This window comes from Paraburkholderia sp. MM5477-R1, from assembly GCF_050436385.1.
Lineage (GTDB): Bacteria > Pseudomonadota > Gammaproteobacteria > Burkholderiales > Burkholderiaceae > Paraburkholderia > Paraburkholderia tuberum.
The window spans coordinates 114,818-137,580 of record NZ_JBNDMC010000003.1 but is presented as its reverse complement, the minus strand read 5'-3'; the positions used below and the strand labels follow the sequence as shown (position 1 = coordinate 137,580).

Below are 22,763 nucleotides of genomic sequence, written 5' to 3'. Positions count from 1 at the left end.
GCAAATTTGTGCAATGCAACAATATTCGCATTCAGTGTACGCAAATTGTCACTGCGTCATGCTAATGGCGATGCTGCTTCGCCGCTATCAGGGCTTGCCTGAACCTCGAGCTCCATCGCGCGGATGCCGTCATGCGCCGGATGGCCGGTCGCCTGCGCCATCTCCTGCTCGTGCTTCATCAGGTTCAGTCCGGTGTTCACGAGCGCCACGTGGGAGAACGCCTGCGGAAAATTGCCGACGAGACGTTTATCGACCGGGTCGTACTCCTCGGACAGCAGGCCGACGTCGTTGCACAGCGCGAGCAGCCGCTCGTACATCTCGGTTGCTTCCTGCACGCGTCCCTGCAGCGCAAGGTTATCCACCATCCAGAACGAACACGCAAGAAAGGTGCCTTCCCCCGGTGGCAAGCCGTCGTCGTATTCCGTGGTGCGGTAGCGCAGCACGAAGCCGCCGTGCATCAGGTCCCGCTCGATCGCCTCGACCGTGCCCTTGATGCGCGGATCCTGCGGCGGCAGGAAGGCGACCAGCGGCATCAGAAGCACGCTCGCGTCGAGCTGATCGCTGCCGTAGTACTGCGAGAACGCGTTGAGCTGCGGATTCCACGCCTTCTCGCAGACCTCGGCGTGGATCGTGTCGCGCGTCGCGCGCCATTCGTCGAGGGGGCCGTCGAGCTTGAACATTTCGGCCGAGCGGATCGCGCGGTCGAACGCGACCCACGCCATCACCTTCGAGAACGTGAAATGCTCGGGGCCGCCGCGCGTCTCCCAGATGCCTTCGTCGGGTTCGCGCCAGATCGTGCTCAGGTGCTCGAGCAGCGCGCGCTGGACGCTCCACGCGGTGACGTCCGCCTGCAGGCCGCCGACGCGCGCCAGATGCAGCGCGTTCATCACCTCGCCGTAGACGTCGAGCTGACGCTGCCCGACCGCATTGTTGCCGATGCGCACCGGTTTCGCGCCCTCGTAGCCGGGCAGCCAGTCGATTTCGGATTCGGGCAGGCGCCGCTCGCCGCCGATGCCGTACATGATCTGCAACTGGTCCGGCGCGCCCGCCATCACGCGGCCGAGCCAGCTGCGCCAGGCGCGCGCTTCGTCGTAGTAGCCGCCGCGCATCATCGCGAGCAGCGTGATGGTCGCGTCGCGCAGCCAGCAGTAGCGGTAGTCCCAGTTGCGCGTGCCGCCGAGCCGCTCGGGCAGCGACGTGGTGGGCGCCGCGACGATGCCGCCGGTCGGCTCGTAGGCGAGCGCGCGCAGCGTGATCAGCGAGCGGCGGATCGGCCCGGCCCAGCGTCCTTCGACGGTGCCGCGCGCCGCCCATTCGAGCCAGTGGTTTTCGGTGCGCGCGAGCGACGTGTGCGGATCGCGCGCGGGCGGAATGCGCAGATGCGACGCCGCGTACGCGAGCGAGAACGGCACGCGCTCGCCCTCGGTTACCGTGAATTCCGCGATGGTCTTCATGTCTTCGCCGTGCAGTTCGACCGGCGTGCGCAGCACCGCGTTGTCGGGACCGACGATCGCCTTGATGCCGCTGTCGTGCTTGAGCTTGTCGACCCACGGAATCGAGAAACCGTAGTCGAAGCGCAGCACGAGTTCCATCTTCATGCGCACGGTGCCGCGTTTGCCGACGACGATGCGGATCAGCTCCGACCAGCCGTTGCCGGGCGGCATGAAATCGATCAGCGTGACGGCGCCGTCGGGCGTTTCGAAGTCGGTTTCGAGGATCAGCGTTTCGCCGCGATAGCGCCGCGTGATGGTCGGCGCGCCGTGCTCGCCCTCGGTGGCGGGGGCGATCAGCCAACGGCCGTTGTCGGGCGAGCCGAGCAGCGCGGCGAAGCAGGCGCCCGAGTCGAAGCGCGGCCAGCAGAGCCAGTCGACGGAACCCTCGCGGGAGATGAGCGCGGCGGTATGGCCATCGCCGATGAGTGCGTAGTCTTCGATGTGTGCAGGCATGGAAAGCGTGTCGGAAAACGAGTCGTTATTACGGACGGCCACAGCAGCCGCGCTTCGAGTGGGCGTTATTACCGGACCACGATCGGCAGTGTTTGGTTCACCGCACAGTGCGGCAAAACGCGGGTTGGAAAATTGTCAAATCCATGCATACAATCAAATTTCATGCCGATGTCCAGCGAGCTGCCGGACTGCGAATCGGCCTTGCTCATGGCGGTTGCAGACGCCGTTTCCGAGGACGAAAGCCATGCTGAACCCTTCGAAATCCGATTGCATCACGATTCTCTCGGCCGCCAGCCAGCTTGCCGGCGACTCCATGCTGCCGCTCGATCATGGCCGGCTCGGCCTGAGCCGCAACGGCATGCTGGCTGCCGCCTCCTTCCTGGTCGAGCGGGCCTGCTTCCGGCGCTATCAGCAGGATGCCGATCATTATGCGGTCGGCGCGCTGTCGTTGCAGGGGCGCCTGCGGCTCGAACAGCTGGCGAACGGTTGAGCGGTAGGGCCGAGCGTTCGTAGCGCAGGTTCCTGGCGTATCCGCGCCGGCCATTCGCCGCATCCCTTCGTACCGCGCCTTCGCATTTCCTATCCGTATCTTCACGCCGCGTCACGTCAGGTCGATCGTTCGCGTGGCGCGGGCGGTCGCGCGCGTCCATCTTGCGCGCGATGCCCGCTTCCCGCATATGTCATGGCGTGACATTTACCGCGCTCTCACACGGGCGAGTGGCGCTGGCACCCAGCGAACCTTCCCTTCGTGCGAAACCACCTCGATACCGGACGCAAATCTCGCGCCCGGCGTCGCGGCGCCTGTCGCTCACAGATGTGACGAGCCCACGCCGAAGATCCCGATGATGCCGATGATGATCAGGTAGAGCGCGACGATGTAGTTCAACAGGCGCGGCATGATCAGGATCAGGATGCCGGCGATCAGCGAAACGAGCGGGCCCAGGCTGAGAGTGACGTTCATGGAGACTCCGTGGTTGAGACGCGTGATGCGCGATTGAGAAAACGATTGAAAAACGTCCCGCCGCGCGGGACCCAAGCCGCTGGCGCAGACCGTGCCGCAGCGGTAGATTCACTGCATGATCCGACCTGACGCTCTTATACTGACTTCGACAACAACAACGTGGAACGACGCTCGATTCGCGGCGCGGCAGACCAGACACCGTTACAACCGCTCGTACCCCGGCTCATACGCGAGCCCGTACCAGACAACCGATGTCGAGGAGGTCTCATGCTTCACAGTCGCCGTGCCGTCGGGCGTGTTGCCGTGCGCCCAGTTCCGACTTCCGTTTTTACTTCTGTTCTTGCCAGTGCTGCCTTTCAGGGTTCCCGTCCGCGTGGCGCTGACCGCGCCGCTCCATCTGCCGTGGATTGCACGGCGGAAAGCACCGCCCGGCGCGCAACGCGGCCAACGCCGTTGCGCGCCGCCCGTTCGATAATAAAAGGTTTCGCGCTCATGGTTTCGATTGTTGCTTCGCACGCGTATGCGCAAGATTCTGGCCCGGTCCCCGCGGACGGCGTCTATACGATGCTGGTCGGTACTTACACCAGCGGCAAGAGCGAGGGCATCTACGTCTTTCGCTTCGATACGAAGACGGGCGCGGCGACCCAGGTGTCGGTCGCGCAGACGGTCAATCCGTCGTTTCTGGTCGTGAGCCGCGACCGCCGCTTCGTCTATTCGGTTAACGAATTGCCCGGTGACAACGGCCCGGCCACGCAGCGCGGCGGGATCAGCGCGTTCGGCTTCGATGCCGCGCGCGGGCAGCTGACGTTTCTGAACAAGGTGTCGTCGGACGGCAATGATCCGTGCTATCTGAGCATCTCGGCGGACAGCAAGTATCTGCTGGGCGCGAACTATTCGGTCGCGCCCGATCCGGGCGGCAGTTTCGCGGTGTTTCCGCTGCAGGCGAACGGCCAGGTCGGCACCTCGGTGCAGACCGTGCATCACGAGGGCGGCGGTCCGGTGAAAGGGCGGCAGGACAACTCTCACGTGCATTCGACCGTGTTCTCGCCTGACGGCCGCTATCTGTTCGCGCAGGACCTCGGCGCCGACAAGCTGTACTCGTACCGCTACGCGCCGCAGAGCAGCGCCGGCGCGGGCCCATTCATCGCGACGGACTGGGGCTACACGCAGCAGAAGGCCGGCACGGGTCCGCGCCATCTGATCTTTGGCGCGGACGGCAAGCACGCGTATCTGACGAGCGAACTCGCGGCGACCGTCAGCACGTTCGACTACCACGACGGCAGGCTGAAGCTCGTGCAGACGCTGCCATTGAGCGAGCCTGACTTCAAGGGGAAGGTGGGCGCCGCGGCGATCCATATGTCGCCGGACGGACGCTTCGTGTATGCGTCCAATCGCGGCGACGCGAACGAGATCGTGATCTTCTCGGTCGATCCCGCCACTGGACACCTGAAGCAGATCGGCCGGCAGTCGAGCCTCGGCAAATCGCCGCGCGAGTTCACCATCGATCCGACCGGCAACTGGCTGATCGTCGGCAATCAGCTGAGCGACACGGTCTATGTGTTCAAGCGCGATCCGCAGACGGGGCTGCTCGATCCAAATCCGAAGCAGCATTTCGATCTCGGCTCGCCGGTCGACTTCAAGCTGGTATCACCGTCGTGATGCGCGGCACGCGCGGGTAAATGAAAAACGGACAGCTCACATCGTGAGGCTGTCCGTTTTTTCTTCCAGATCATCGCCGACCCGGTCAGCGATTCACCGGGCGCTCATTCCGCCGGCCCCGGCGCCAGCACTTCGCGGCTGCCGTTGATGCTCATCGCCGACACGAGGCCGGCCGTCTCCATCTGCTCGACGAGCCGCGCCGCGCGGTTATAGCCGATGCGCAACTGCCGCTGCACCGACGAGATCGACGCGCGCCGCGTGCGTACGACGAACGCGACCGCTTCGTCGTACAGCGGATCGGCTTCCGCATCCGGCGCTTCGCCGAACAGGTCCTGGGCCGCGCCGCCATCGGCGGCCGGGCCGTCGAGAATGCCTTCCTCGTATTGTGGCTCGCCGAACTGCTTCAGATATTCGACGATCGCATGCACTTCCTCGTCGGCGACGAACGCGCCGTGCACGCGCTGCGGGTAGCCGGTGCCCGGCGGCAGGAACAGCATGTCGCCCTGGCCGAGCAGCGACTCGGCGCCCATCTGGTCGAGAATCGTGCGCGAGTCGATCTTCGACGACACCTGGAACGCGACGCGCGTCGGAATGTTCGCCTTGATGAGACCGGTGATGACGTCGACGGACGGCCGCTGCGTCGCGAGGATCAGGTGGATGCCGGCCGCGCGCGCCTTCTGCGCGAGCCGCGCGATCAGCTCCTCGATCTTCTTGCCGGCGACCATCATCAGGTCGGCGAGCTCGTCGATGACGACGACGATCAGCGGCAGCGGCGCCAGCGGCTCGGGCGCATCGGGCGTCAGCGAGAACGGGTTGCCGAGCTTCTTGCCCTTCGCCTCGGTGTCGCGGATCTTCTGGTTGAAGCCGGCGAGATTGCGCACGCCGACGGCCGACATCAGCCGGTAGCGCTTTTCCATTTCGCCGACGCACCAGTTCAGCGCGTTGGCCGCGAGCTTCATGTCGGTGACGACCGGCGCGAGCAGATGCGGAATCCCTTCGTAAACCGAAAGTTCGAGCATCTTCGGGTCGATCATGATCAGGCGCACTTCCTCTGGCGTCGCCTTGAACAGCAGCGAGCAGATCATCGCGTTGATCGCGACCGATTTGCCCGAGCCGGTCGTGCCGGCCACCAGCATGTGCGGCGCCTTCGCGAGATCGGCGACGACGGGATGGCCGGTGATGTCCTTGCCCATCGCAAGCGTGAGTCGCGAGTGCGAGTTCTGGTAGACGCTCGCCTCGAGAATTTCCGAGAGGCGGATCGTTTGGCGCTTCGCGTTCGGCAGTTCGAGGCCCATGCAGGTCTTGCCCGGAATCGTTTCGACCACGCGGATCGACGTGAGACCGAGACCGCGCGACAGGTCCTTCATCAGACCGACGATCTGGCTGCCGCGCACGCCGAGCGCCGGTTCGACTTCGAAGCGTGTGATGACCGGACCCGCCGATGCGCCGACCACCGTCACCGGCACCTTGAATTCCTGCAGGCGCTGCTCGATCAGCAGGCCGGTTTCGCGGAGCTTTTCATCCGGGATCGGTTCGATGTCGGCATCGGCGGGGGCGAGCAGATCGAGCGTCGGCAGTTCGACCATCGATGCGGCCGGCGCATGGAACTCGAAGCCGTTGACCGGCGCGTGGCCGGGCAGCGGCGGGCGGGCGGCGGGCTCGGCAGTGGGTTGGTCGGCGGATTGGACCTGCGGTGTTAGCGCTGGCGAAGACGACGGAGCGGGCGACGGAGCGCGCGACGGTTCGGCGGCCGGCGTGTTCGCGACAGGCGTTGCGCTTGCGCCGACCGAAGGCTCGATGCTGGTCGCCGGCGCGGCGAAGCCCGGGAAACGGACTACGTTCGAGACGACGGCCGGTGCGGTTGCCAGCATAGCGAGGTTCGCCGCACTCGTCGAAGTCGACGACGGCGAGTCGTTTGCGGGGGTGTTCGCGGGCTCGTTCGCGGGCTCGTTCACAGCGGGCAGGGCAGGGGCGTGCGACGTCGCGGGCTCACCTGACTGCGCACTTTCGCTGGCGAGCTCCGAGACCGTCGCGCCGGACCCCGGCGGCACGCTTGCGCTCGACGGCGCGGCGGCCTCCGTCTGCGGCGAGTCCGCCGACGCGGCCGCGCGTTGAGCCGCGGCGGGGCCGAGCTTGCTCTCCCAAGGCACGAGCGTCTTGTCGATGACGATTTCGGCTGCCGGAGCCAGCGCTTGCGGAGGCGTCGCGGTGTCGGCGCTGGCCGGTTCGACGGTTCGCGCGGATTCCTCCCTCTGCGATGCCGGGACGCTGGTGTTTGTCGCTGTCTGCGTCGAATCGTTTTGGACCGCCGGTGCGTCTTCTTGCGAAGCATCGTCCCGTAGGCTGGCTGCGAAGCGCTCGAATGGCGTCGCCGTCGGCGACTCATATTGCGGCGCGCTTGCGGCGGGTTCGGTGGCGGCAGGCTCAGCCACAGCGGATGCCGATGGCTCGACAACCGCGGATTCGACAGCCGCAGCAGCCACGTCGGCCACCGACTCGATTGCAGTCGTCGTCTGCGGCGCAGCCGTAAGCGGCGCATGAATGACGGGCGGTTCGGTCGGCCATTGCGCAACTGCTTCGTTGCCGCCCTCGACCGACCTCTCGGACTCGGCCACCGCACGCTCAGCCGGCAACTCGACCGATGCGGTTTCTTGCTGCGACTGCGCCGGCGACACCATCCGCGCCGAACTCTCCACGCTCTGCGCCTGCGGCGCCGCAACCGTCTCGCCGTTTTCGACAGGTAGCACGTCCCGCTGCGCCGGTGGCACATCGAACGTCGTCGACGCACGCTCTGCATCGCCAATCTTCGTGCTATCGGCGCCACGGCTGCGCGCCAGGCTCACACCGGCCATGTCGGTCCAGCGCGCGGCGTTTTCCGCGATGCTGCGCAGCGTTTCCTCGACGCTCGCGGGCGGCGCGACCGTCGACGCGTTCGTCGTCGTTCCAGTGAAGTTCGGTGTAGGCCGGCGCACGGTCGACGGCGAGGTCACGCTGTTGGCGCGCGAAGCGGCCGGGAATGGTTGACGCGGGGTCGCGCCGCGATTGAGCGGCGCGCTGCCGTCGGCCGGACGTGGCAGCGACGACGGGCGGCTTGCGCGGCCCGCGGCATTCATCGATCCCGCTGTGATGCCGATACCGGCGCCCGACGCGGCGGCGCGGCCCGCCATTGCCTGTGCCGCTCGCGCCGACACGCCGGCCGCGTTGGCGGCCGTCGCCGCCAACGCGGCACTGGAGCCGAACGACGCGGCCGCACGCTGATCTCCGACCGAACGCCGCCCGATCTGCGCAGCACCATCACGAGCCGACATGCCCGATGCGGCCGATGCACCCGCCGCACCCAGCGATGCCGCCGCCGTCGCCGCGCGCGGCTCCGTGGTGCGCAGCCACCCGGCCGGCGCGATCGGCTCGGTCGGCACGAATGGTGCGGCGGATCTGTCCGCAGCCTTGTCCGCATGCAGCGCCTGCGTTGCCGTCGACGTTGGCGGGCGCGGCGACGCGCTCGACCCCGTGCGTTGCACCGGCTCGGTCTGCTTGACCGGCCCGCGCGCCGCGTCAGCGGCCGCATCGGCTCGCCCGCTTGCGCCGGCGCCACGGGCGGAAGCGTCCTTGCTAACCGCGATGCCAGCCGCCGCGGTGCCGGCAGCAGCGGCGGAGCCCGCGCCGCGCCCGCTCGCGGGCGGACGCCACACCGTCGGCCGCGCGTAGCGACCCTTGTTATTGCGCGGCGCCATCGTGTTGGTAGCAGGCGACACATGCGACGGCGCGCCGTCGTCGACGCTGCGGTGGCGGCGCGCATCCTCGTCGCGCTTCGCGAGTCCCCGCGATAGACCGAGGCCGAACGCGCCGTCGGCCCAAACGGCGACGTCGCTCCAGCGGAAGTCGACGAGCCACGGCAGGCTGATCACGAGCAGCGCGAGCGCCGCGAGCGGCGTGCCGACATGGCCGAGCAGATGTCCAAGCCCCGCGGCGAGCGCATGACCGAAACCATTGATGCCGGCGATGCCGATCAGCGAGCCCTCGAGCGTGCAACTCGCGATCAGCACGCAGACGAAGCCGAGCCACAGCCGGATCGTGCCGGGGCCGCGCAGACCCGCGCCGCCCGGCAGCATCGACTTCACGAGGCGCCACAAAAGAGGAATGAACCAGACGGCCGACCCGCCGAACCAGCCGAAAACTACCGTGTGCATACCAGACATCTACGAATGACGGAGCGCGCGAGAAGCGCAATCCGTCGAGTTTAAACGGCGCAGCGCGCGGCTTCGAAGGCCGGCGCGAATCACGAACGCGGCGCAAACTCGCATCACTTGTCGCTGCGATCGAACATCAGGGTGTCGCCGTTGTCGAGGATCAGCTGCATCTGCTGCGGCGCTCGCATCTGCACGCCGGTGCGATCGATGCGCTCGAGCGCGTCGAGGAACGGCTTCTCGATGTCGCCGCCCGGCGAGACGCACGCCATGCGTGTGCCGGCGAGGGAACCGAAGCTCAGCTTGCCGTCCTTCAGCGTGTACGAACCCATGAAGCGGTTGCAGCCGGAAAAGCCGCTCGCGTGGCGCCGGCCGCCTTCGGTCGACAACGTCAGCGTGAGCGGCTTCTGATCTTTCGACGGCACCGCGCGCGCCGTGCCGTCGGCGTTCTTCCACGAGCTCAGCACCCAGCTGGTGTCGTCGAGCAGTTGCGCGGCGGCGGGATTGAACGGATCAGGCGGCGGCGCCGACGAGTCCGGATGCTTCGGGATCGCGCACGCACCGAGCAGCGCGGCGATGCTCAACGCGGCGACGGCCGTGCGCAGGCACGGAATGATGCGCGCAAGAGGTCGCGGGCGGGAGCGGATGAGCATGGCGTCGTTCCTGTTCAAACTGGCGAAGGCGTAAGGGTAACGTACTAAGCTTGTCGTGCGCGAGCGATGCTCGCGGTGACGTGATCGCGGCTGCGAACGTCGACGCGGCGGCACGGTTCCGCTCGACCGCCACGGCCTCGCGAGCGCACCCAAAGCGCACCCTGAGCGCCGCGCGGCAAGGGGCCCGCATGTTAACATCGCGGTCTATCCAATCCCACCCTCATCCCGACTTTTATCTGGAGTTCCCATGCAGATCGGCCAACGGATCGGCACGCCCCTTTCTGAATCCGCGACGCGCGTGATGCTGCTCGGCGCCGGCGAACTCGGCAAGGAAGTGATCATCGCGCTGCAACGGCTGGGCGTCGAAGTGATCGCCGTCGACCGTTACCCGAACGCGCCGGGCCATCAGGTCGCGCATCGCGCGCATGTGATCGACATGACCGACCGCGCCGCGCTGCGTGCACTGGTCGAGCAGGAGCGCCCGCATCTGATCGTCCCCGAAATCGAGGCGATCGCCACCGACGAACTCGCCGCGATCGAAACCGAGGCGCTCGCCGAGGTGATCCCGACCGCGCGTGCCACCCAATTGACGATGAACCGCGAAGGCATCCGCCGCCTCGCTGCGGAGGAGCTTGGCCTCGCGACCTCGCCGTACGCATTCGCCGATTCTCTCGACGAGCTGCGCGCGGGCATCGCGAAGGTCGGCTATCCGTGCGTCGTGAAACCGGTGATGTCGTCGTCGGGCAAGGGGCAGTCGGTGCTGCGCGGCGACGCCGACGTCGAAGCCGCCTGGCAGTACGCGATGGCGGGCGGCCGCGTGAATTTCGGGCGCGTGATCGTCGAGGGTTTCATCGACTTCGAATACGAAATCACGCAGCTCACCGTGCGCGCGATCGACCCGGCGAGCGGTGCGGTCGGCACGTATTTCTGCGATCCGATCGGCCACGTGCAGGTCGCGGGCGACTATGTCGAATCGTGGCAGCCGCAGCCGATGAGCCCGCTCGCGCTCGAGCGTTCGCGCGAGATCGCGCACAAGGTGACGGCGGCGCTCGGCGGCCGCGGCCTGTTTGGCGTGGAACTTTTCGTGCGCGGCGACGACGTATGGTTTTCGGAAGTCAGCCCGCGTCCGCACGACACGGGGCTCGTCACGCTGTGCTCGCAGCGCTTCTCGGAGTTCGAACTGCATGCGCGCGCGATCCTCGGCCTGCCGGTCGATACGTCGCTGCGTGCGGCGGGCGCGTCGGCGGTGATCTACGGCGGTCGCGACGAGGCCGGCATCGCGTTCGAAGGCGTCGCGGCCGCACTTGCGGTGCCCAATGCGGATCTGCGCCTGTTCGGAAAGCCGGAAAGCTTCGTCAAACGGCGCATGGGCGTCGCGCTCGCGACCGGCGGGAACATCGGGGAAGCGCGCTCGCGTGCCAGGCAGGCGGCGGCCGCGGTGCGGCCGGTGTCGGCGAAGTAACGGGCAGGCGGCGAGGCGCGGCGCAAAAGTGTGCGGGACGCCCACGAAAGAGCCCACCGCATTCGTTTCTGGCTTATCGAAGCAAAGAGATCGGAGGAGGATCGTATGGCGCTTGAATCTCGCAGCAATCCATGGCGCGGCGCGCTTCGCCGGGTCGGCGCACTCGGCGTGGCGTTCGCGCTGTGCGCCGGCATCAGCGGCTGCGGGCTCGCGGCCGCGCCGTGCCGGATCGCTTCAGCGGGACTGAAGATCGTGCCGGTGGTCGGCCACGTCGCCGCTGCGCCGACCGATGCGTGTGCCGGCGTGATCGATCCTTGAAGCGTCGTTGAGCTGTCCGTGAATCGCCCATGAGCTGCCTGTGACTCGGCCGTGGCTCGGCTGTGACCGGCGTCGCGGCCAGTGTTGCCCTCCCTGCCTGACCCCCGCAACAATCGAGGTGTTCGATGAAGACATGGCGTGTTGCAATCCTCACGACAGCAGCATGGACGGTGGCCTGGCTGGCGGCATCTTCCGGCGGCGCATCGGCCGCGCCATTGCAATTCAAGCACATCGAGGGCAAGAACCATCAAACGCGCAAATACACCTGCGCGACCGGCAAGATCCTGCAAGTCACCTACTGGAACGCGCAGAACGGCCAGAGCTTCGCCGTGCTGCCGGTGAAAGGCGCGTCGATGCTGTTCGTCAACACGATCTCGGCGTCCGGTGCGAAGTACCAGGCCGGCAGCTATACGTGGTGGACCAAGGGTCCGCGCGCCAATCTATATGACCTGACGAGCGGCGAGAACGCGCCGCCGATTCTCTCCGACTGCGTGACCGTGATTCGCTGATTTGCTGATCGGCGGACACGTGCACCGCATGCGGCGGCTTCATTCCCTACCGCCGCCTCTTCTTCTCGCGCCTGGCTTCCTGTCCCGCGCCGCCTCGTGCGCTCGCGCGCATCGTTTCCGTTCGAGTAGTAAGCTGTCCGGCATGGCGTTCGCCATGCCGTTTGCCATGCCGCGCGCGCGGAGCGGTGTTTCGCGCGCAGCCGTCGTTGTCGTCTTCGATTGTCCGTTCCCCGAGTCATCAAGCGAGCCCCTCAATGAAAGCATCGGACCTGTTCGTCAAATCGCTGGAAGCCGAAGGTGTCGAGTATGTGTTTGGCATCCCCGGTGAAGAAAATCTCGATCTGCTGGAGTCGCTGCGCCGCTCGAAAATCCGTCTGATCCTCACGCGCCACGAGCAGGCGGCCGGCTTCATGGCCGCCACCTACGGGCGGCTCACCGGCCGCACGGGAGTATGTCTGGCGACGCTCGGCCCCGGCGCGACCAACTTCGTGACCGCGGCCGCCTACGCGCAGCTGGGCGGCATGCCGATGCTGATGGTCACGGGCCAGAAGCCGATCAAGTCGAGCAAGCAGGGGCACTTCCAGATCGTCGACGTGGTGCGGATGATGGAGCCGCTCACCAAGTACACACGGCAGATCGTGTCGATCGGCAACATTCCTGCGACGGTGCGCGAGGCGGTGCGCCGCGCCGAGGAGGAGCGGCCCGGCGCCACCCACCTCGAATTGCCCGAGGACGTCGCGCACGAAGAGGGCGACGGCAAGCCGATTCCGAAGAGCTACAGCCGCCGTCCGGTCGCCGAGGAGAGAGCGGTCGCGCGCGCGGTCGAGGCGATCACCGCCGCGAAGCATCCGCTGCTGATGATCGGCGCGGGCGGCAACCGCAAAACCACCACGAAGATGCTGCGCGAGTTCGTCGACCAGATCGGCATTCCGTTTTTCACCACGCAGATGGGCAAGGGCGTGATCGACGAATCGCATCCGATGTGGCTCGGCAACGCGACGCTGTCCGACGGCGACTTCGTGCACCGCGCGATCGAGCTCGCGGACTGCATCATCAACGTCGGTCACGACGTGATCGAAAAGCCGCCGTTTTTCATGCGCAGCGGCGAGGCGGGCGAGAAGACCGTGATCCACGTGAACTTCCTCGGCGCCGAAGTCGATCCGGTGTATTTCCCGCAGATCGAAGTGGTCGGCGATATCGCCAACGCGGTGTGGCAGCTCAAGGAGAGCCTGAAGACACGTCAGGAGCATTGGGACTTCACGCGCTTCAAGGAGATCAAGGAGCACTTCGAGGCGCATCTGGTGAAGGGCCAGCACGACGATCGCTTCCCGATGTACCCGGTGCGGATCGTCAACGACGTGTACGAGACCACGCCGGTCGACGGCATCGTGTGTCTGGATAACGGCATGTACAAGATCTGGTTCGCGCGCTACTACCGCGCGCACGAGCCGAATTCGCTGCTGCTCGACAACGCGTTGGCGTCGATGGGCGCGGGGCTGCCGTCTGCGATCGCGAGCAAGATCGTGCATCCGGAGCGCAAGGTGATCGCCGTGTGCGGCGACGGCGGCTTCATGATGAACTCGCAGGAGCTCGAAACGGCGGTGCGGCTGAAGCTCGATCTGGTGATCCTGATTCTGCGCGACGACGCGTTCGGCATGATCCGCTGGAAGCAGGAGAACATGAACTTCCCGGACTACGGCATGACGCTTGCGAACCCGGATTTCGTCGCCTATGCGCAGAGTTATGGTGCGCAGGGGCATAGGATCGAGGCGGCCGAGCAGTTCGCGCCGCTGTTGCGCGAGTGCTTCGCGACGCCCGGCGTGCACGTGATCGACGTGCCGATCGACTATTCGGACAACGAGCGCGTGCTCAATCGCGAGATCAAGCGGCTGTCCGCGCGGCTTTGAGCATCCGTGCATCGAATCAAGGAGAGTGCGACATGTTGCAGAAAACCTATCCGTACTACCTGGCCAACGAGCCGGTGGCCGCCAACACCGACCTCGAAGTCACCGACAAATTCAGCGGCGAAGTCGCCACGCGCGTCGCAATGGCCGACGCGGCCGCGATCGACAAGGCGATCGGCCTGGCGGTCGATGCGATGCCGGCCATGCGAGCGTACCCGCCGTTCAAGCGCCAGGCGGTGCTCGAACATTGCGTGAAGCGCTTTCGCGAGCGCTACGACGAACTCGCCCTCGCGCTGTGCATCGAGGCGGGCAAGCCGATCAACGATTCGAAGGGCGAAGTCACGCGCCTGATCGATACGTTCAAGGTCGCCGCGGAGGAGAGCGTGCGGATCGACGGCGAGATCATCAATCTGCAGATTTCGCCGCGCGCGAACGGGTATCACGGCTATGTGAAGCGCGTGCCGATCGGGCCGTGCTCGTTCATCTCGCCGTTCAATTTTCCGTTGAACCTGACCGCCCACAAGGTCGCGCCGGCGATCGCGGCCGGCGTGCCGTTCGTGCTGAAACCGGCGAGCCGCACACCGGTCGGTGCGCTGATCATGGGCGAAATTCTCGCGGAAACCGATCTGCCGAAGGGCGCGTTCTCGATTTTGCCCGCGCATCGCGACGGCGCCGACCTGTTCACGACCGACGAGCGCTTCAAGCTGCTGTCGTTCACCGGGTCGCCCGCGGTCGGCTGGGAGTTGAAGCGCAAAGCCGGCAAGAAGAAGGTGATTCTGGAGCTGGGCGGCAACGCGGCGGCGATCGTCGACGCTGACCAGGGCGGCAAGCTCGACTACGTGGTCGACCGGCTCGCGTTCGGCGCGTTCTATCAGTCGGGGCAGAGCTGCATCGGCGTGCAGCGGATTCTCGCGCACACGAGCGTCTACGACGCGCTGCGCGAGAAGCTGATCGCGAAGACGAAGTCGCTCGTGATGGGCGATCCGAAGAACGAAAAGACCTTCGTCGGGCCGATGATCTCCGAATCGGAAGCGAAGCGGCTCGCTGGCTGGATGGAGGGGGCGGTGCAGGCGGGCGCGCAGATCGTCGCGGGCGGCAAGGTCGACGGCGCGATGTTCGAGGCGACGCTGCTGGAAGGCGTGAAGCGCGACACCGATCTGTATCGCAAGGAGGCGTTCGGGCCGGTTGCGATACTCGAGCGCTTCGATGATTTCGAGGCGGCGCTCGCGCAGGTCAACGACAGCGACTTCGGCCTGCAGGCCGGCGTGTTCACCGATTCGCTCGCGCATGCGCATCGCGCGTGGGATGCGCTCGAAGTGGGCGGCGTCGTGATCAACGACGTGCCGTCGTTCCGCGTCGACAACATGCCGTATGGCGGCGTCAAGGATTCGGGGCTCGGGCGCGAGGGCGTGCGCTATGCGATCGAGGACATGACCGAGATGCGGCTGATGGTGATGCGCGAGACGTGGTGAGGGGCGATCTGACGTGAGCGGGGGCGGGCGACCGTTCGCAATGGGGCCAGTGCGGGCGCCGGGACGGCTGACGAACGCCGCGCGCCGCCCGCCGAAGGGCCCGGCTGTCACGCCACTGTCGTCTGTGCGCACTACGCTGCGACCGAAGCAACGGCCGCGAGCCGCCGGCCCGCCAGCCGTCACGAGCGTTTTTGCTGAAGTGCTACAATACTCGGCTTTCGGCGGATGCTTCCGCCAGCCGGAGCCGGCCGCATTATCCGAACTCAGACGGGTCTCGCGCGGAACGACGTGGCTCCGCCTTCATCCTGATGCCCTCAGCGGTCCCGACCGCTGCCGCGCGCATCGCGCCACGCGCCTTTTTAGCGAAAGCCACCATGTCCGACACAGCCGTCACGCCCAGTACCGAGACTTTTGATCAATTCGGCCTCGCGCCCGACATCCTGAAGGCCATCAAGGAATCGGGCTACACGTCGCCCACGCCGATCCAGGCGCAGGCGATCCCGGTCGTGCTGGCGGGCCGTGACGTGATGGGCGCCGCGCAGACCGGCACCGGCAAGACCGCGAGCTTCTCGCTGCCGATCATCCAGCGTCTGCTGCCGCAGGCCAGTACGAGCGCGTCGCCGGCGCGCCATCCGGTCCGTGCGCTGATCCTCACGCCGACCCGCGAACTGGCCGACCAGGTCGCCGCGAATGTGCAGGCGTACGCGAAGCACACGGCGCTGCGCAGCGCGGTCGTGTTCGGTGGCGTCGACATGAATCCGCAGTCCGAGCAGTTGCGCCGCGGCGTTGAAATCCTGATCGCGACGCCGGGTCGTCTGCTCGATCACGTGCAGCAGAAAACCGCGAACCTGGGCCAGGTGCAGATGCTCGTGCTCGACGAAGCCGACCGCATGCTCGACATGGGCTTCCTGCCCGACCTGCAGCGCATCCTGAACCTGCTGCCGAAAGAGCGCCAGACGCTGCTCTTTTCCGCGACGTTCTCGGGCGAAATCAAGAAGCTCGCCGCGACGTATCTGCGCAACCCGCAGACCATCGAAGTGGCGCGCAGCAACTCGACCGCGACCAATGTCACGCAGATCGTCTATGAAGTCGCCGAGGGCGACAAGACCGGCGCGGTCGTGCAGCTGATCCGCGAGCGTGGCCTGAAGCAGGTGCTCGTGTTCTGCAACAGCAAGATCGGCGCGAGCCGGCTCGCGCGCAGTCTCGAACGCGACGGCGTGGTCGCGACCGCGATTCACGGCGACCGCACGCAGAGCGAGCGCATGCAGGCGCTCGATGCGTTCAAGCGCGGCGAAGTCGAGGCGCTCGTCGCGACGGATGTCGCCGCGCGCGGTCTCGACATCGTCGAACTGCCGACCGTGATCAACTTCGACCTGCCGTTCAACGCCGAAGACTATGTGCACCGGATCGGCCGCACGGGCCGCGCGGGTGCATCGGGCGACGCGCTGTCGCTGTGCAGCCCGAACGAGCGCAAGCAACTGGCCGACATCGAGAAGCTGATCAAGCGTCCGCTCGACTTGCAGCGCCTGACCGTCGAGGCGCCGGTGCGCCATCATCACGAGGACCGTCCGCCGCGCCGCGAGCGCAGCGAATCGCGCGACGAGCGCAGCCGCCGTCGCACGGGCGGGGCGTCGGGTTCGTATGATCGTGCGCATCATCATCGCGCGCAACCGGTCGACGATTTCTTCCTGAAGCCGTACGAGCCGTCGCCGGCATCGGTGCTCAAGATCGAGGAGACGGCCGCGTCGAACTCCGCGCCGCAAAAGACGGCGCCGAAGCGGCCACTGGCCGCGTTGCTCGGTGGCTTCGGAATGCCGAGGAAGACGCCTTCGTCGTCGTAAGACGGGCTGTCGGGTTCAGAGCTCGGGGTGCAACGCCTCGAGCGTAAAAACGGTGGGGCCGCGCGGTTCGAAGTCTCGGAAAACGCAGCAGGCTTCACGCGTGCGCATCATCGAGATGCGCGAATGTTCATCCGTTTTGCCCAGGCCGCGGTCGCGGCGCAGTAGAACTGCTCCAGCGTCGTGGGCGGCTCGCTTCCCAACTTCAGTCCCAGATGCCGTGCCGCCGCGCCTAGTGCTTCGAGCGGCTTGTCGCTATCGAGCGCGGTCGCGCCGTTCTGCTTGCTCAGTTTCTCGCCGTGCTCGTTGGTGACGACCGGCACATGCAGATACTCGGGCGTTGCCACACCCAGACAACGCTGCAGATAAATCTGCCGCGCCGTCGAATCCATCAGATCCGCGCCGCGCACGATGTGCGTGATGCCCGCGTCCGCATCGTCCACCACCACCGCCAGCTGATATGCCCACTGATCGTCCGCGCGGCGCAGCACGAAATCGCCGACCTCGGTCGCGAGATTTTGCGTCTGCGGACCCTGCCAGCGGTCGTCGAACGTGATCACGGCGGGCTCGCCGTCGGGCACCCGCAGGCGCCACGCGCGCGCCGGCTTGCCATGCAGACCCGTGCGGCAGGTGCCGGGGTAGGCGAGTGTAGTGTTGCGCGCGTGCGCGTGCAGCAGCGAATCGGCGATTTCCTTGCGCGTGCAGCCGCACGGATAGACGAGACCGGTCGATTTCAACTGCTCCAGCGCGTGCTGATAGCGCGCCATGCGCTGGCTTTGCCAGACCGGCGTTTCGTCCGCGCGCATGCCGAAGCGTTCGAGGGTCGCGAGGATGTCCTCGGCGGCACCCGGCACCGTGCGCGGTCCGTCGATATCTTCGACGCGCACGAGCCACGCGCCGCGCTGCGCGCGCGCGTCGAGCCAGCTCGCGAGCGCGCTGACCAGCGAGCCGAAATGCAGCGGGCCGGTCGGCGACGGCGCGAAGCGTCCGCGATAGGTCATGGTTTGGGGACGACAGGTGAGGCGCCCGCGTCACGGAGCCCCCCGGCTGTCATTACGCGGCGCACGCGGCCTTGCTGTCCGGGTGGCACGCCGGACAGGTCTTGCCCGCGACGTACATCGGCGATTGCTGTTGCTCGGGCGTGACCACCGCGCGGCAGCCGAAGCATTGCGCGGTCGCGGTCGGTTCGAGTTGCGGATTCAGCGCGGTGCGGTAGTCGAACACGAAGCAGTCGCCGTGATAATGCGCGCCGCCCACTTCCTCGAAGTATTTGAGGATGCCTCCTTCGAGCTGGTACACGTTCTCGATGCCGACCTCCTTCATATGGATCGCGGCCTTCTCGCAGCGGATGCCGCCCGTGCAGAACGACACCACCGTCTTGTCCTGGAGATCGGCACGGTTGTTCTCGATTACCTCGGGGAATTCGCTGAACTTCGTGATCCGATAGTCGAGCGCGTTGTCGAACGTGCCGACGTCGACTTCGAACGCGTTGCGCGTGTCGAGCATCACGACCGGACGGCCTTCGTCGTCGTGACCGCGGTCGAGCCAGGTCTTCAGCGTCGGCGCGTCGACGAACGGTGCGCGGCCGAGCTCGGGGCGGATCGCCGGCTTTTTCATCGTGATGATTTCGCGCTTGAGCTTGACCAGCATGCGCGTGAAGGGCTGCTTGTCCGACAGGCTTTCCTTGAACTGCAGATTCGCGAACTTGCCTTCGAACAGCGCGTCGTGGCGAATGTAGTCGATGAATGCGTCGGTGCTCTCGCGCGTGCCGGCGATGAACAGGTTGATGCCTTCCGGCGCGAGCAGGATGGTGCCGCGCAGGCCGAGCGCATTGCAGCGTTCGGTGACGAACGGGCGCCAGGCGGCGGTGTCTTCGATGGTCGCGAATTGATACGCGGCGAGATTGACGATACTCATGTGTGTTCTGCGGTAAAGATGGCCGGCGTGGCGAGGGGGCGGCGGGATGTGCCGCCGCTGTTGCGCCCCGTATGAGACCCGGGGTTTGACGCGCGGGTTCGCGCGCGTTTGCCGTGCGTTTGCCGCGCGTTTGCCGCGCGTTTGCCGGTTAAATGGCCCGTCGAGAGAGGCGGAACCCCTATTATCCCTCAACCCGGCATTTTCCCCGACCTGGCCGAATGGCCAACGAGTTGCGCTAGCGCAAACAGCGCTCGCTCCGACCTCGTCCTGGCCGGATGGCCAACGCGCCGTTTTGACCTGAAATCCGCGGAAGGGTGGAGTTACAATGTCGCCCATGTCAGATCCCCGCTTCGTTCATCTCCGCGTTCACTCCGAATTCTCGATTGCCGACGGCATCGTGCGTCTCGACGACATCGTCGCGGCGGCGGCCAAAGACGGTCAGGGCGCGCTCGCGCTTACCGACCTCGGCAACGCGTTCGGCCTCGTCCGTTTCTACCAGGAAGCGCGTGGCAAAGGGATCAAACCCATTGCCGGCTGCGACGTCTGGATCACCAATCCTGACGACCGCGACAAGCCTTCCCGCCTGCTGCTGCTGGTCAAGGACCGCCGCGGTTACCTGAACCTCTGCGAATTGCTCAGCAAGGCCTCGCTGACGAACCAGTATCGCGGCCGCGCGGAAATCGAAGCTGGCTGGCTCGAATCCGGTCTGGGCGAAGGGCTGCTCGCGCTGTCGGGCGCGCAGCAGGGTGACATCGGTCTCGCGCTGGCGGCCGGCAACGAAGAGGCGGCGAAGCGCCACGCGCAGCATTGGGCGAAGGTGTTCCCAGGCGGCTTCTATATCGAGCTGCAGCGCTACGGCCAGCCTGGCGGCGAGCAGTACGTGCAGCAGGTGGTCGCGCTCGCGGCATCGCTGAAACTGCCGGTCGTCGCGACGCACCCGATGCAGTTCATGACGCCGGACGACTTCACCGCGCACGAAGCGCGCGTGTGTATTTCCGAAGGCGACATTCTCGCGAATCCGCGTCGCCAGAAGCGCTTCACGGCCGAGCAGTATTTCCGCACGCAACAGGAAATGGCCACGCTGTTCGCGGACATTCCTTCGGCGCTGGCGAACACGGTGCAGATCGCCAAGCGCTGCAATCTGACGCTCGAACTCGGCAAGCCGAAGCTGCCGCTCTTTCCGACGCCCGACGGCATGTCGCTCGACGACTACCTGGTGCAGCTGTCGAAAGAGGGCCTCGAAAAGCGGCTCGAACAGTTGTATCCGGACGAGGCCGAGCGCGACTCGCAACGCCCGACGTACTACCAGCGCCTCGAATTCGAATGCGGCACGATCATCAAGATGGGCTTTCCGGGCTACTTCCTGATCGTCGCGGACTTCATCAACTGGGCCAAGAACAACGGCGTGCCGGTCGGGCCGGGCCGGGGTTCGGGCGCGGGTTCGCTGGTCGCCTATGCGCTCGGCGTGACCGATCTCGATCCGCTGCGCTACAACCTGCTGTTCGAGCGTTTCCTGAATCCGGAGCGGGTGTCGATGCCCGACTTCGATATCGACTTCTGCCAGCACGGCCGCGATCGCGTGATCCAGTACGTGAAGGAAAAATACGGCGCGAACGCGGTGTCGCAGATCGCGACGTTCGGCACGATGGCGGCGAAGGCGGCGGTGCGCGACATCGGCCGCGTGCTCGATCTCGGCTACATGTTCACGGACGGCATCGCGAAGTTGATCCCGTTCAAGCCGGGCAAGCACGTGACGATCGCCGACGCGATGAAGGAAGAGCCGCTGTTGCAGGAGCGCTTCGACAACGAAGACGAAGTGCACCAGCTGCTCGAACTCGCGCAGCGCGTCGAAGGCTTGACGCGTAACGTCGGCATGCACGCGGGCGGCGTGCTGATCGCGCCGGGCAAGCTGACCGATTTCTGCCCCTTGTACACGCAGGGCGACGAAAGCGGCGTCGTCAGCCAGTACGACAAGGACGACGTCGAAGCAGTCGGCCTCGTGAAGTTCGACTTTCTGGGCCTGACCACGCTGACCATTCTGGATTGGGCCGAGCGCTACATCCGCCGCCTCGATCCGTCGAAGCAGGACTGGTCGCTCGCCCAGGTGCCGCTCGACGACCCGGCGTCGTTCTCGATCCTGAAGAAAGCGAATACGGTCGCCGTGTTCCAGCTGGAAAGCCGCGGCATGCAGGGCATGCTGAAGGACGCGCAGCCCGACCGCTTCGAAGACATCATCGCGCTCGTCGCGTTGTACCGCCCGGGTCCGATGGACCTGATCCCGAGCTTCTGTGCGCGTAAGCACGGCCGCGAGGTGGTGGAATATCCGGACCCGCGCGTCGAACCTGTTCTGAAAGAGACCTACGGCATCATGGTCTACCAGGAGCAGGTGATGCAGATGGCGCAGATCATCGGCGGCTACTCGCTGGGCGGCGCCGACCTGCTGCGTCGCGCGATGGGTAAGAAAAAGCCCGAGGAAATGGCCAAGCACCGCGAAATTTTCGCGGAAGGCGCGGCCACCAACGGCCTCACGCGCGAGAAGTCCGACGAAATCTTCGACCTGATGGAGAAGTTCGCGGGCTACGGCTTCAACAAGTCGCACGCGGCCGCCTACGCGCTGCTTGCGTACTACACCGCGTGGCTGAAGGCGCACCATCCGGCCGAATTCATGGCGGCCAACATGTCGCTCGCGATGGACGACACGGACAAGGTCAAGATCCTGTTCGAAGACTGCCTCGCGAACAAGATGGCCGTGCTGCCGCCGGACGTGAACCTGTCCGCGTATCGCTTCGAGCCGGTCGCCGAAGCCGACGGCAAGCGCTCGCGCACGATCCGCTACGGTCTCGGCGCGATCAAGGGCAGCGGCCAGAACGCGATCGAAGAAATCCTGCGCGCGCGCGAGGAAGGCCGCTTCATCGACATCTTCGATTTCTGCAACCGCGTCGATCGGCGCATCGTCAATCGTCGCACGATCGAGGCGCTGATTCGCGCCGGCGCGTTCGACACGCTGCATCTGAACCGCGCGCAGCTGATCGCGTCGGTGTCGCTCGCGATGGAAGCTGCCGAGCAGGCGGCGGCCAATGCGCTGCAGGCCGGCCTGTTCGACATGGGCGACGCGCCGTCGCAAGGCCACGAACTCGTCGACGAACCGGAGTGGCCGGAAAAGCGCAAGCTGCAGGAAGAAAAGGCCGCGCTCGGTTTCTACCTGTCGGGCCATCTGTTCGATGCATACAAGGACGAAGTGCGTCGCTTCGTGCGCCAGAAGATCGGCGAGCTGAAGGAAGGGCGCGACAAGCTGGTCGCGGGCGTGATCGTGTCGCTGCGCACGCAGATGACCCAGCGCGGCAAGATGCTGATCGCGCTGCTCGACGACGGCACCGGCCAGTGCGAAGTGACGGTGTTCAACGAGGTCTTCGAAGAGCACAAGCAGTTGTTCAAGGAAGACGAGCTGCTGGTCGTGCAGGGCCAGGCGCGCAACGACGCGTTCACCGGCGGCATCCGCTTCACGGTCGAAACGGTGATGGATCTCGGCCGCGCGCGCTGCCGTTACGCGGACTCGCTGAAGGTGCAGATGAACGGCAACGCGGACGCGCAGGCATTGCGCCGGGTGCTCGAAGCGCACACCGCCGGCAAGGACGAGCCGTCCGCCACAGCCGCGCCGGCGGCCGCGCCGCGCGGCAATGGCGGTGGGCGTGGCGGCTTCGGCGGCGACGGCGGCCGTCAGCGTCAAGCGGTGCAGATTCCGAACGGGCTCGCGGTGCAGGTCGTTTATCGCAGCGAGCATGCGCAAGGCGAAATGCGTCTGGGCGACGCGTGGCGCGTGAAGCCGACCGATGAACTGCTCGCCGCGCTGCGCGGCGAGTTTGCGGGAAGCTCGATCGAAATCGTGTATTGAGGGAGATCCGCGGTATCGATGGGCCAGTGCAGCGTGTACCGGCTAGCC

Annotated in this window: 16 protein-coding genes; 9 read left to right on the top strand and 7 right to left on the bottom strand. The window is 66.2% G+C overall.

The features are described from left to right. Positions 1 to 56: 56 nt before the first annotated feature. Both OKW35_RS03915 and OKW35_RS03910 read right to left on the bottom strand, forming a co-directional pair. Entirely contained in the window at positions 57 to 1,946 is a 1,890-nt protein-coding gene (locus OKW35_RS03915; RefSeq protein ID WP_184045804.1) for a glycoside hydrolase family 15 protein, read from the bottom strand. Between the two features lie 68 nt (positions 1,947 to 2,014). Further along, complete coding sequence (locus OKW35_RS03910; protein ID WP_184059442.1) at positions 2,015 to 2,155, bottom strand: hypothetical protein; 141 nt, start codon at positions 2,153 to 2,155, stop codon at positions 2,015 to 2,017. Between the two features lie 35 nt (positions 2,156 to 2,190). On the opposite strand from OKW35_RS03910, the gene OKW35_RS03905 reads away from it, so the two are divergent. After that, the gene (locus OKW35_RS03905; protein WP_090803648.1) at positions 2,191 to 2,436 is read left to right on the top strand and encodes a hypothetical protein; all 246 of its coding nucleotides are present in this window, start codon (positions 2,191 to 2,193) and stop codon (positions 2,434 to 2,436) included. Positions 2,437 to 2,754: 318 nt separating this feature from the next. On the opposite strand, the gene OKW35_RS03900 is transcribed toward OKW35_RS03905, so the two are convergent. Then, positions 2,755 to 2,907, bottom strand: a complete 153-nt coding sequence (locus tag OKW35_RS03900) for a DUF3096 domain-containing protein (RefSeq protein ID WP_013088853.1) — start codon at positions 2,905 to 2,907, stop codon at positions 2,755 to 2,757. 267 nt (positions 2,908 to 3,174) lie between these two features. On the opposite strand from OKW35_RS03900, the gene OKW35_RS03895 reads away from it, so the two are divergent. Next, complete coding sequence (locus OKW35_RS03895) at positions 3,175 to 4,566, top strand: lactonase family protein (protein ID WP_429551277.1); 1,392 nt, start codon at positions 3,175 to 3,177, stop codon at positions 4,564 to 4,566. Positions 4,567 to 4,670: 104 nt separating this feature from the next. On the opposite strand, the gene OKW35_RS03890 is transcribed toward OKW35_RS03895, so the two are convergent. Together OKW35_RS03890 and OKW35_RS03885 are read right to left on the bottom strand one after the other, a co-directional pair. Further along, entirely contained in the window at positions 4,671 to 8,753 is a 4,083-nt protein-coding gene (locus tag OKW35_RS03890; protein WP_429551276.1) for a DNA translocase FtsK, read from the bottom strand. A 113-nt stretch (positions 8,754 to 8,866) separates the two neighbouring features. Then, positions 8,867 to 9,403, bottom strand: a complete 537-nt coding sequence (locus OKW35_RS03885) for an META domain-containing protein (protein ID WP_184059436.1) — start codon at positions 9,401 to 9,403, stop codon at positions 8,867 to 8,869. A gap of 247 nt (positions 9,404 to 9,650) precedes the next feature. Here OKW35_RS03885 and purT point away from each other — a divergent pair, with 247 nt between their 5' ends. The 6 genes from purT to OKW35_RS03855 all read left to right on the top strand — a co-directional run bounded on the left by purT (position 9,651) and on the right by OKW35_RS03855 (position 16,909). Continuing rightward, the gene (gene purT / locus OKW35_RS03880) at positions 9,651 to 10,865 is read left to right on the top strand and encodes a formate-dependent phosphoribosylglycinamide formyltransferase (protein WP_429551275.1); all 1,215 of its coding nucleotides are present in this window, start codon (positions 9,651 to 9,653) and stop codon (positions 10,863 to 10,865) included. Between the two features lie 105 nt (positions 10,866 to 10,970). Further along, entirely contained in the window at positions 10,971 to 11,183 is a 213-nt protein-coding gene (locus tag OKW35_RS03875) for a DUF6726 family protein (protein ID WP_090803657.1), read from the top strand. A 125-nt stretch (positions 11,184 to 11,308) separates the two neighbouring features. Further along, positions 11,309 to 11,692 carry an MliC family protein gene (locus OKW35_RS03870; protein WP_429406887.1) on the top strand — a complete coding sequence of 128 codons (384 nt, stop codon included), beginning with the start codon at positions 11,309 to 11,311 and terminating at the stop codon, positions 11,690 to 11,692. Positions 11,693 to 11,946: 254 nt separating this feature from the next. Then, positions 11,947 to 13,599, top strand: coding sequence for an acetolactate synthase large subunit (locus tag OKW35_RS03865; protein WP_429491391.1), 1,653 nt, complete (start codon positions 11,947 to 11,949; stop codon positions 13,597 to 13,599). A 32-nt stretch (positions 13,600 to 13,631) separates the two neighbouring features. Continuing rightward, positions 13,632 to 15,068, top strand: coding sequence for an aldehyde dehydrogenase family protein (locus tag OKW35_RS03860; protein WP_184021588.1), 1,437 nt, complete (start codon positions 13,632 to 13,634; stop codon positions 15,066 to 15,068). Positions 15,069 to 15,442: 374 nt separating this feature from the next. Further along, positions 15,443 to 16,909: a DEAD/DEAH box helicase gene (locus OKW35_RS03855; RefSeq protein WP_429551274.1), complete on the top strand. Its 1,467-nt coding sequence runs from the start codon at positions 15,443 to 15,445 to the stop codon at positions 16,907 to 16,909. 107 nt (positions 16,910 to 17,016) lie between these two features. On the opposite strand, the gene gluQRS is transcribed toward OKW35_RS03855, so the two are convergent. Next, positions 17,017 to 17,907: a tRNA glutamyl-Q(34) synthetase GluQRS gene (gene gluQRS, locus OKW35_RS03850; RefSeq protein ID WP_429406885.1), complete on the bottom strand. Its 891-nt coding sequence runs from the start codon at positions 17,905 to 17,907 to the stop codon at positions 17,017 to 17,019. A gap of 52 nt (positions 17,908 to 17,959) precedes the next feature. After that, positions 17,960 to 18,823, bottom strand: coding sequence for a sulfurtransferase (locus tag OKW35_RS03845; protein ID WP_184059422.1), 864 nt, complete (start codon positions 18,821 to 18,823; stop codon positions 17,960 to 17,962). 325 nt (positions 18,824 to 19,148) lie between these two features. Here OKW35_RS03845 and dnaE point away from each other — a divergent pair, with 325 nt between their 5' ends. After that, on the top strand, positions 19,149 to 22,715 hold the full coding sequence (gene dnaE, locus OKW35_RS03840) for a DNA polymerase III subunit alpha (protein WP_184059420.1): 3,567 nt from the start codon (positions 19,149 to 19,151) through the stop codon (positions 22,713 to 22,715). Positions 22,716 to 22,763: the final 48 nt, after the last annotated feature.

Bases quoted from the DNA above. Each gene is read 5' to 3' on its own strand.
- OKW35_RS03915 (WP_184045804.1), bottom strand. From the start codon at position 1,946: ATGCCTGCACACATCGAAGACTACGCACTCATCGGCGATGGCCATACC.
- OKW35_RS03910 (WP_184059442.1), bottom strand. From the start codon at position 2,155: ATGAGCAAGGCCGATTCGCAGTCCGGCAGCTCGCTGGACATCGGCATG.
- OKW35_RS03905 (WP_090803648.1), top strand. From the start codon at position 2,191: ATGCTGAACCCTTCGAAATCCGATTGCATCACGATTCTCTCGGCCGCC.
- OKW35_RS03900 (WP_013088853.1), bottom strand. From the start codon at position 2,907: ATGAACGTCACTCTCAGCCTGGGCCCGCTCGTTTCGCTGATCGCCGGC.
- OKW35_RS03895 (WP_429551277.1), top strand. From the start codon at position 3,175: ATGCTTCACAGTCGCCGTGCCGTCGGGCGTGTTGCCGTGCGCCCAGTT.
- OKW35_RS03890 (WP_429551276.1), bottom strand. From the start codon at position 8,753: ATGCACACGGTAGTTTTCGGCTGGTTCGGCGGGTCGGCCGTCTGGTTC.
- OKW35_RS03885 (WP_184059436.1), bottom strand. From the start codon at position 9,403: ATGCTCATCCGCTCCCGCCCGCGACCTCTTGCGCGCATCATTCCGTGC.
- purT (WP_429551275.1), top strand. From the start codon at position 9,651: ATGCAGATCGGCCAACGGATCGGCACGCCCCTTTCTGAATCCGCGACG.
- OKW35_RS03875 (WP_090803657.1), top strand. From the start codon at position 10,971: ATGGCGCTTGAATCTCGCAGCAATCCATGGCGCGGCGCGCTTCGCCGG.
- OKW35_RS03870 (WP_429406887.1), top strand. From the start codon at position 11,309: ATGAAGACATGGCGTGTTGCAATCCTCACGACAGCAGCATGGACGGTG.
- OKW35_RS03865 (WP_429491391.1), top strand. From the start codon at position 11,947: ATGAAAGCATCGGACCTGTTCGTCAAATCGCTGGAAGCCGAAGGTGTC.
- OKW35_RS03860 (WP_184021588.1), top strand. From the start codon at position 13,632: ATGTTGCAGAAAACCTATCCGTACTACCTGGCCAACGAGCCGGTGGCC.
- OKW35_RS03855 (WP_429551274.1), top strand. From the start codon at position 15,443: ATGTCCGACACAGCCGTCACGCCCAGTACCGAGACTTTTGATCAATTC.
- gluQRS (WP_429406885.1), bottom strand. From the start codon at position 17,907: ATGACCTATCGCGGACGCTTCGCGCCGTCGCCGACCGGCCCGCTGCAT.
- OKW35_RS03845 (WP_184059422.1), bottom strand. From the start codon at position 18,823: ATGAGTATCGTCAATCTCGCCGCGTATCAATTCGCGACCATCGAAGAC.
- dnaE (WP_184059420.1), top strand. From the start codon at position 19,149: ATGTCGCCCATGTCAGATCCCCGCTTCGTTCATCTCCGCGTTCACTCC.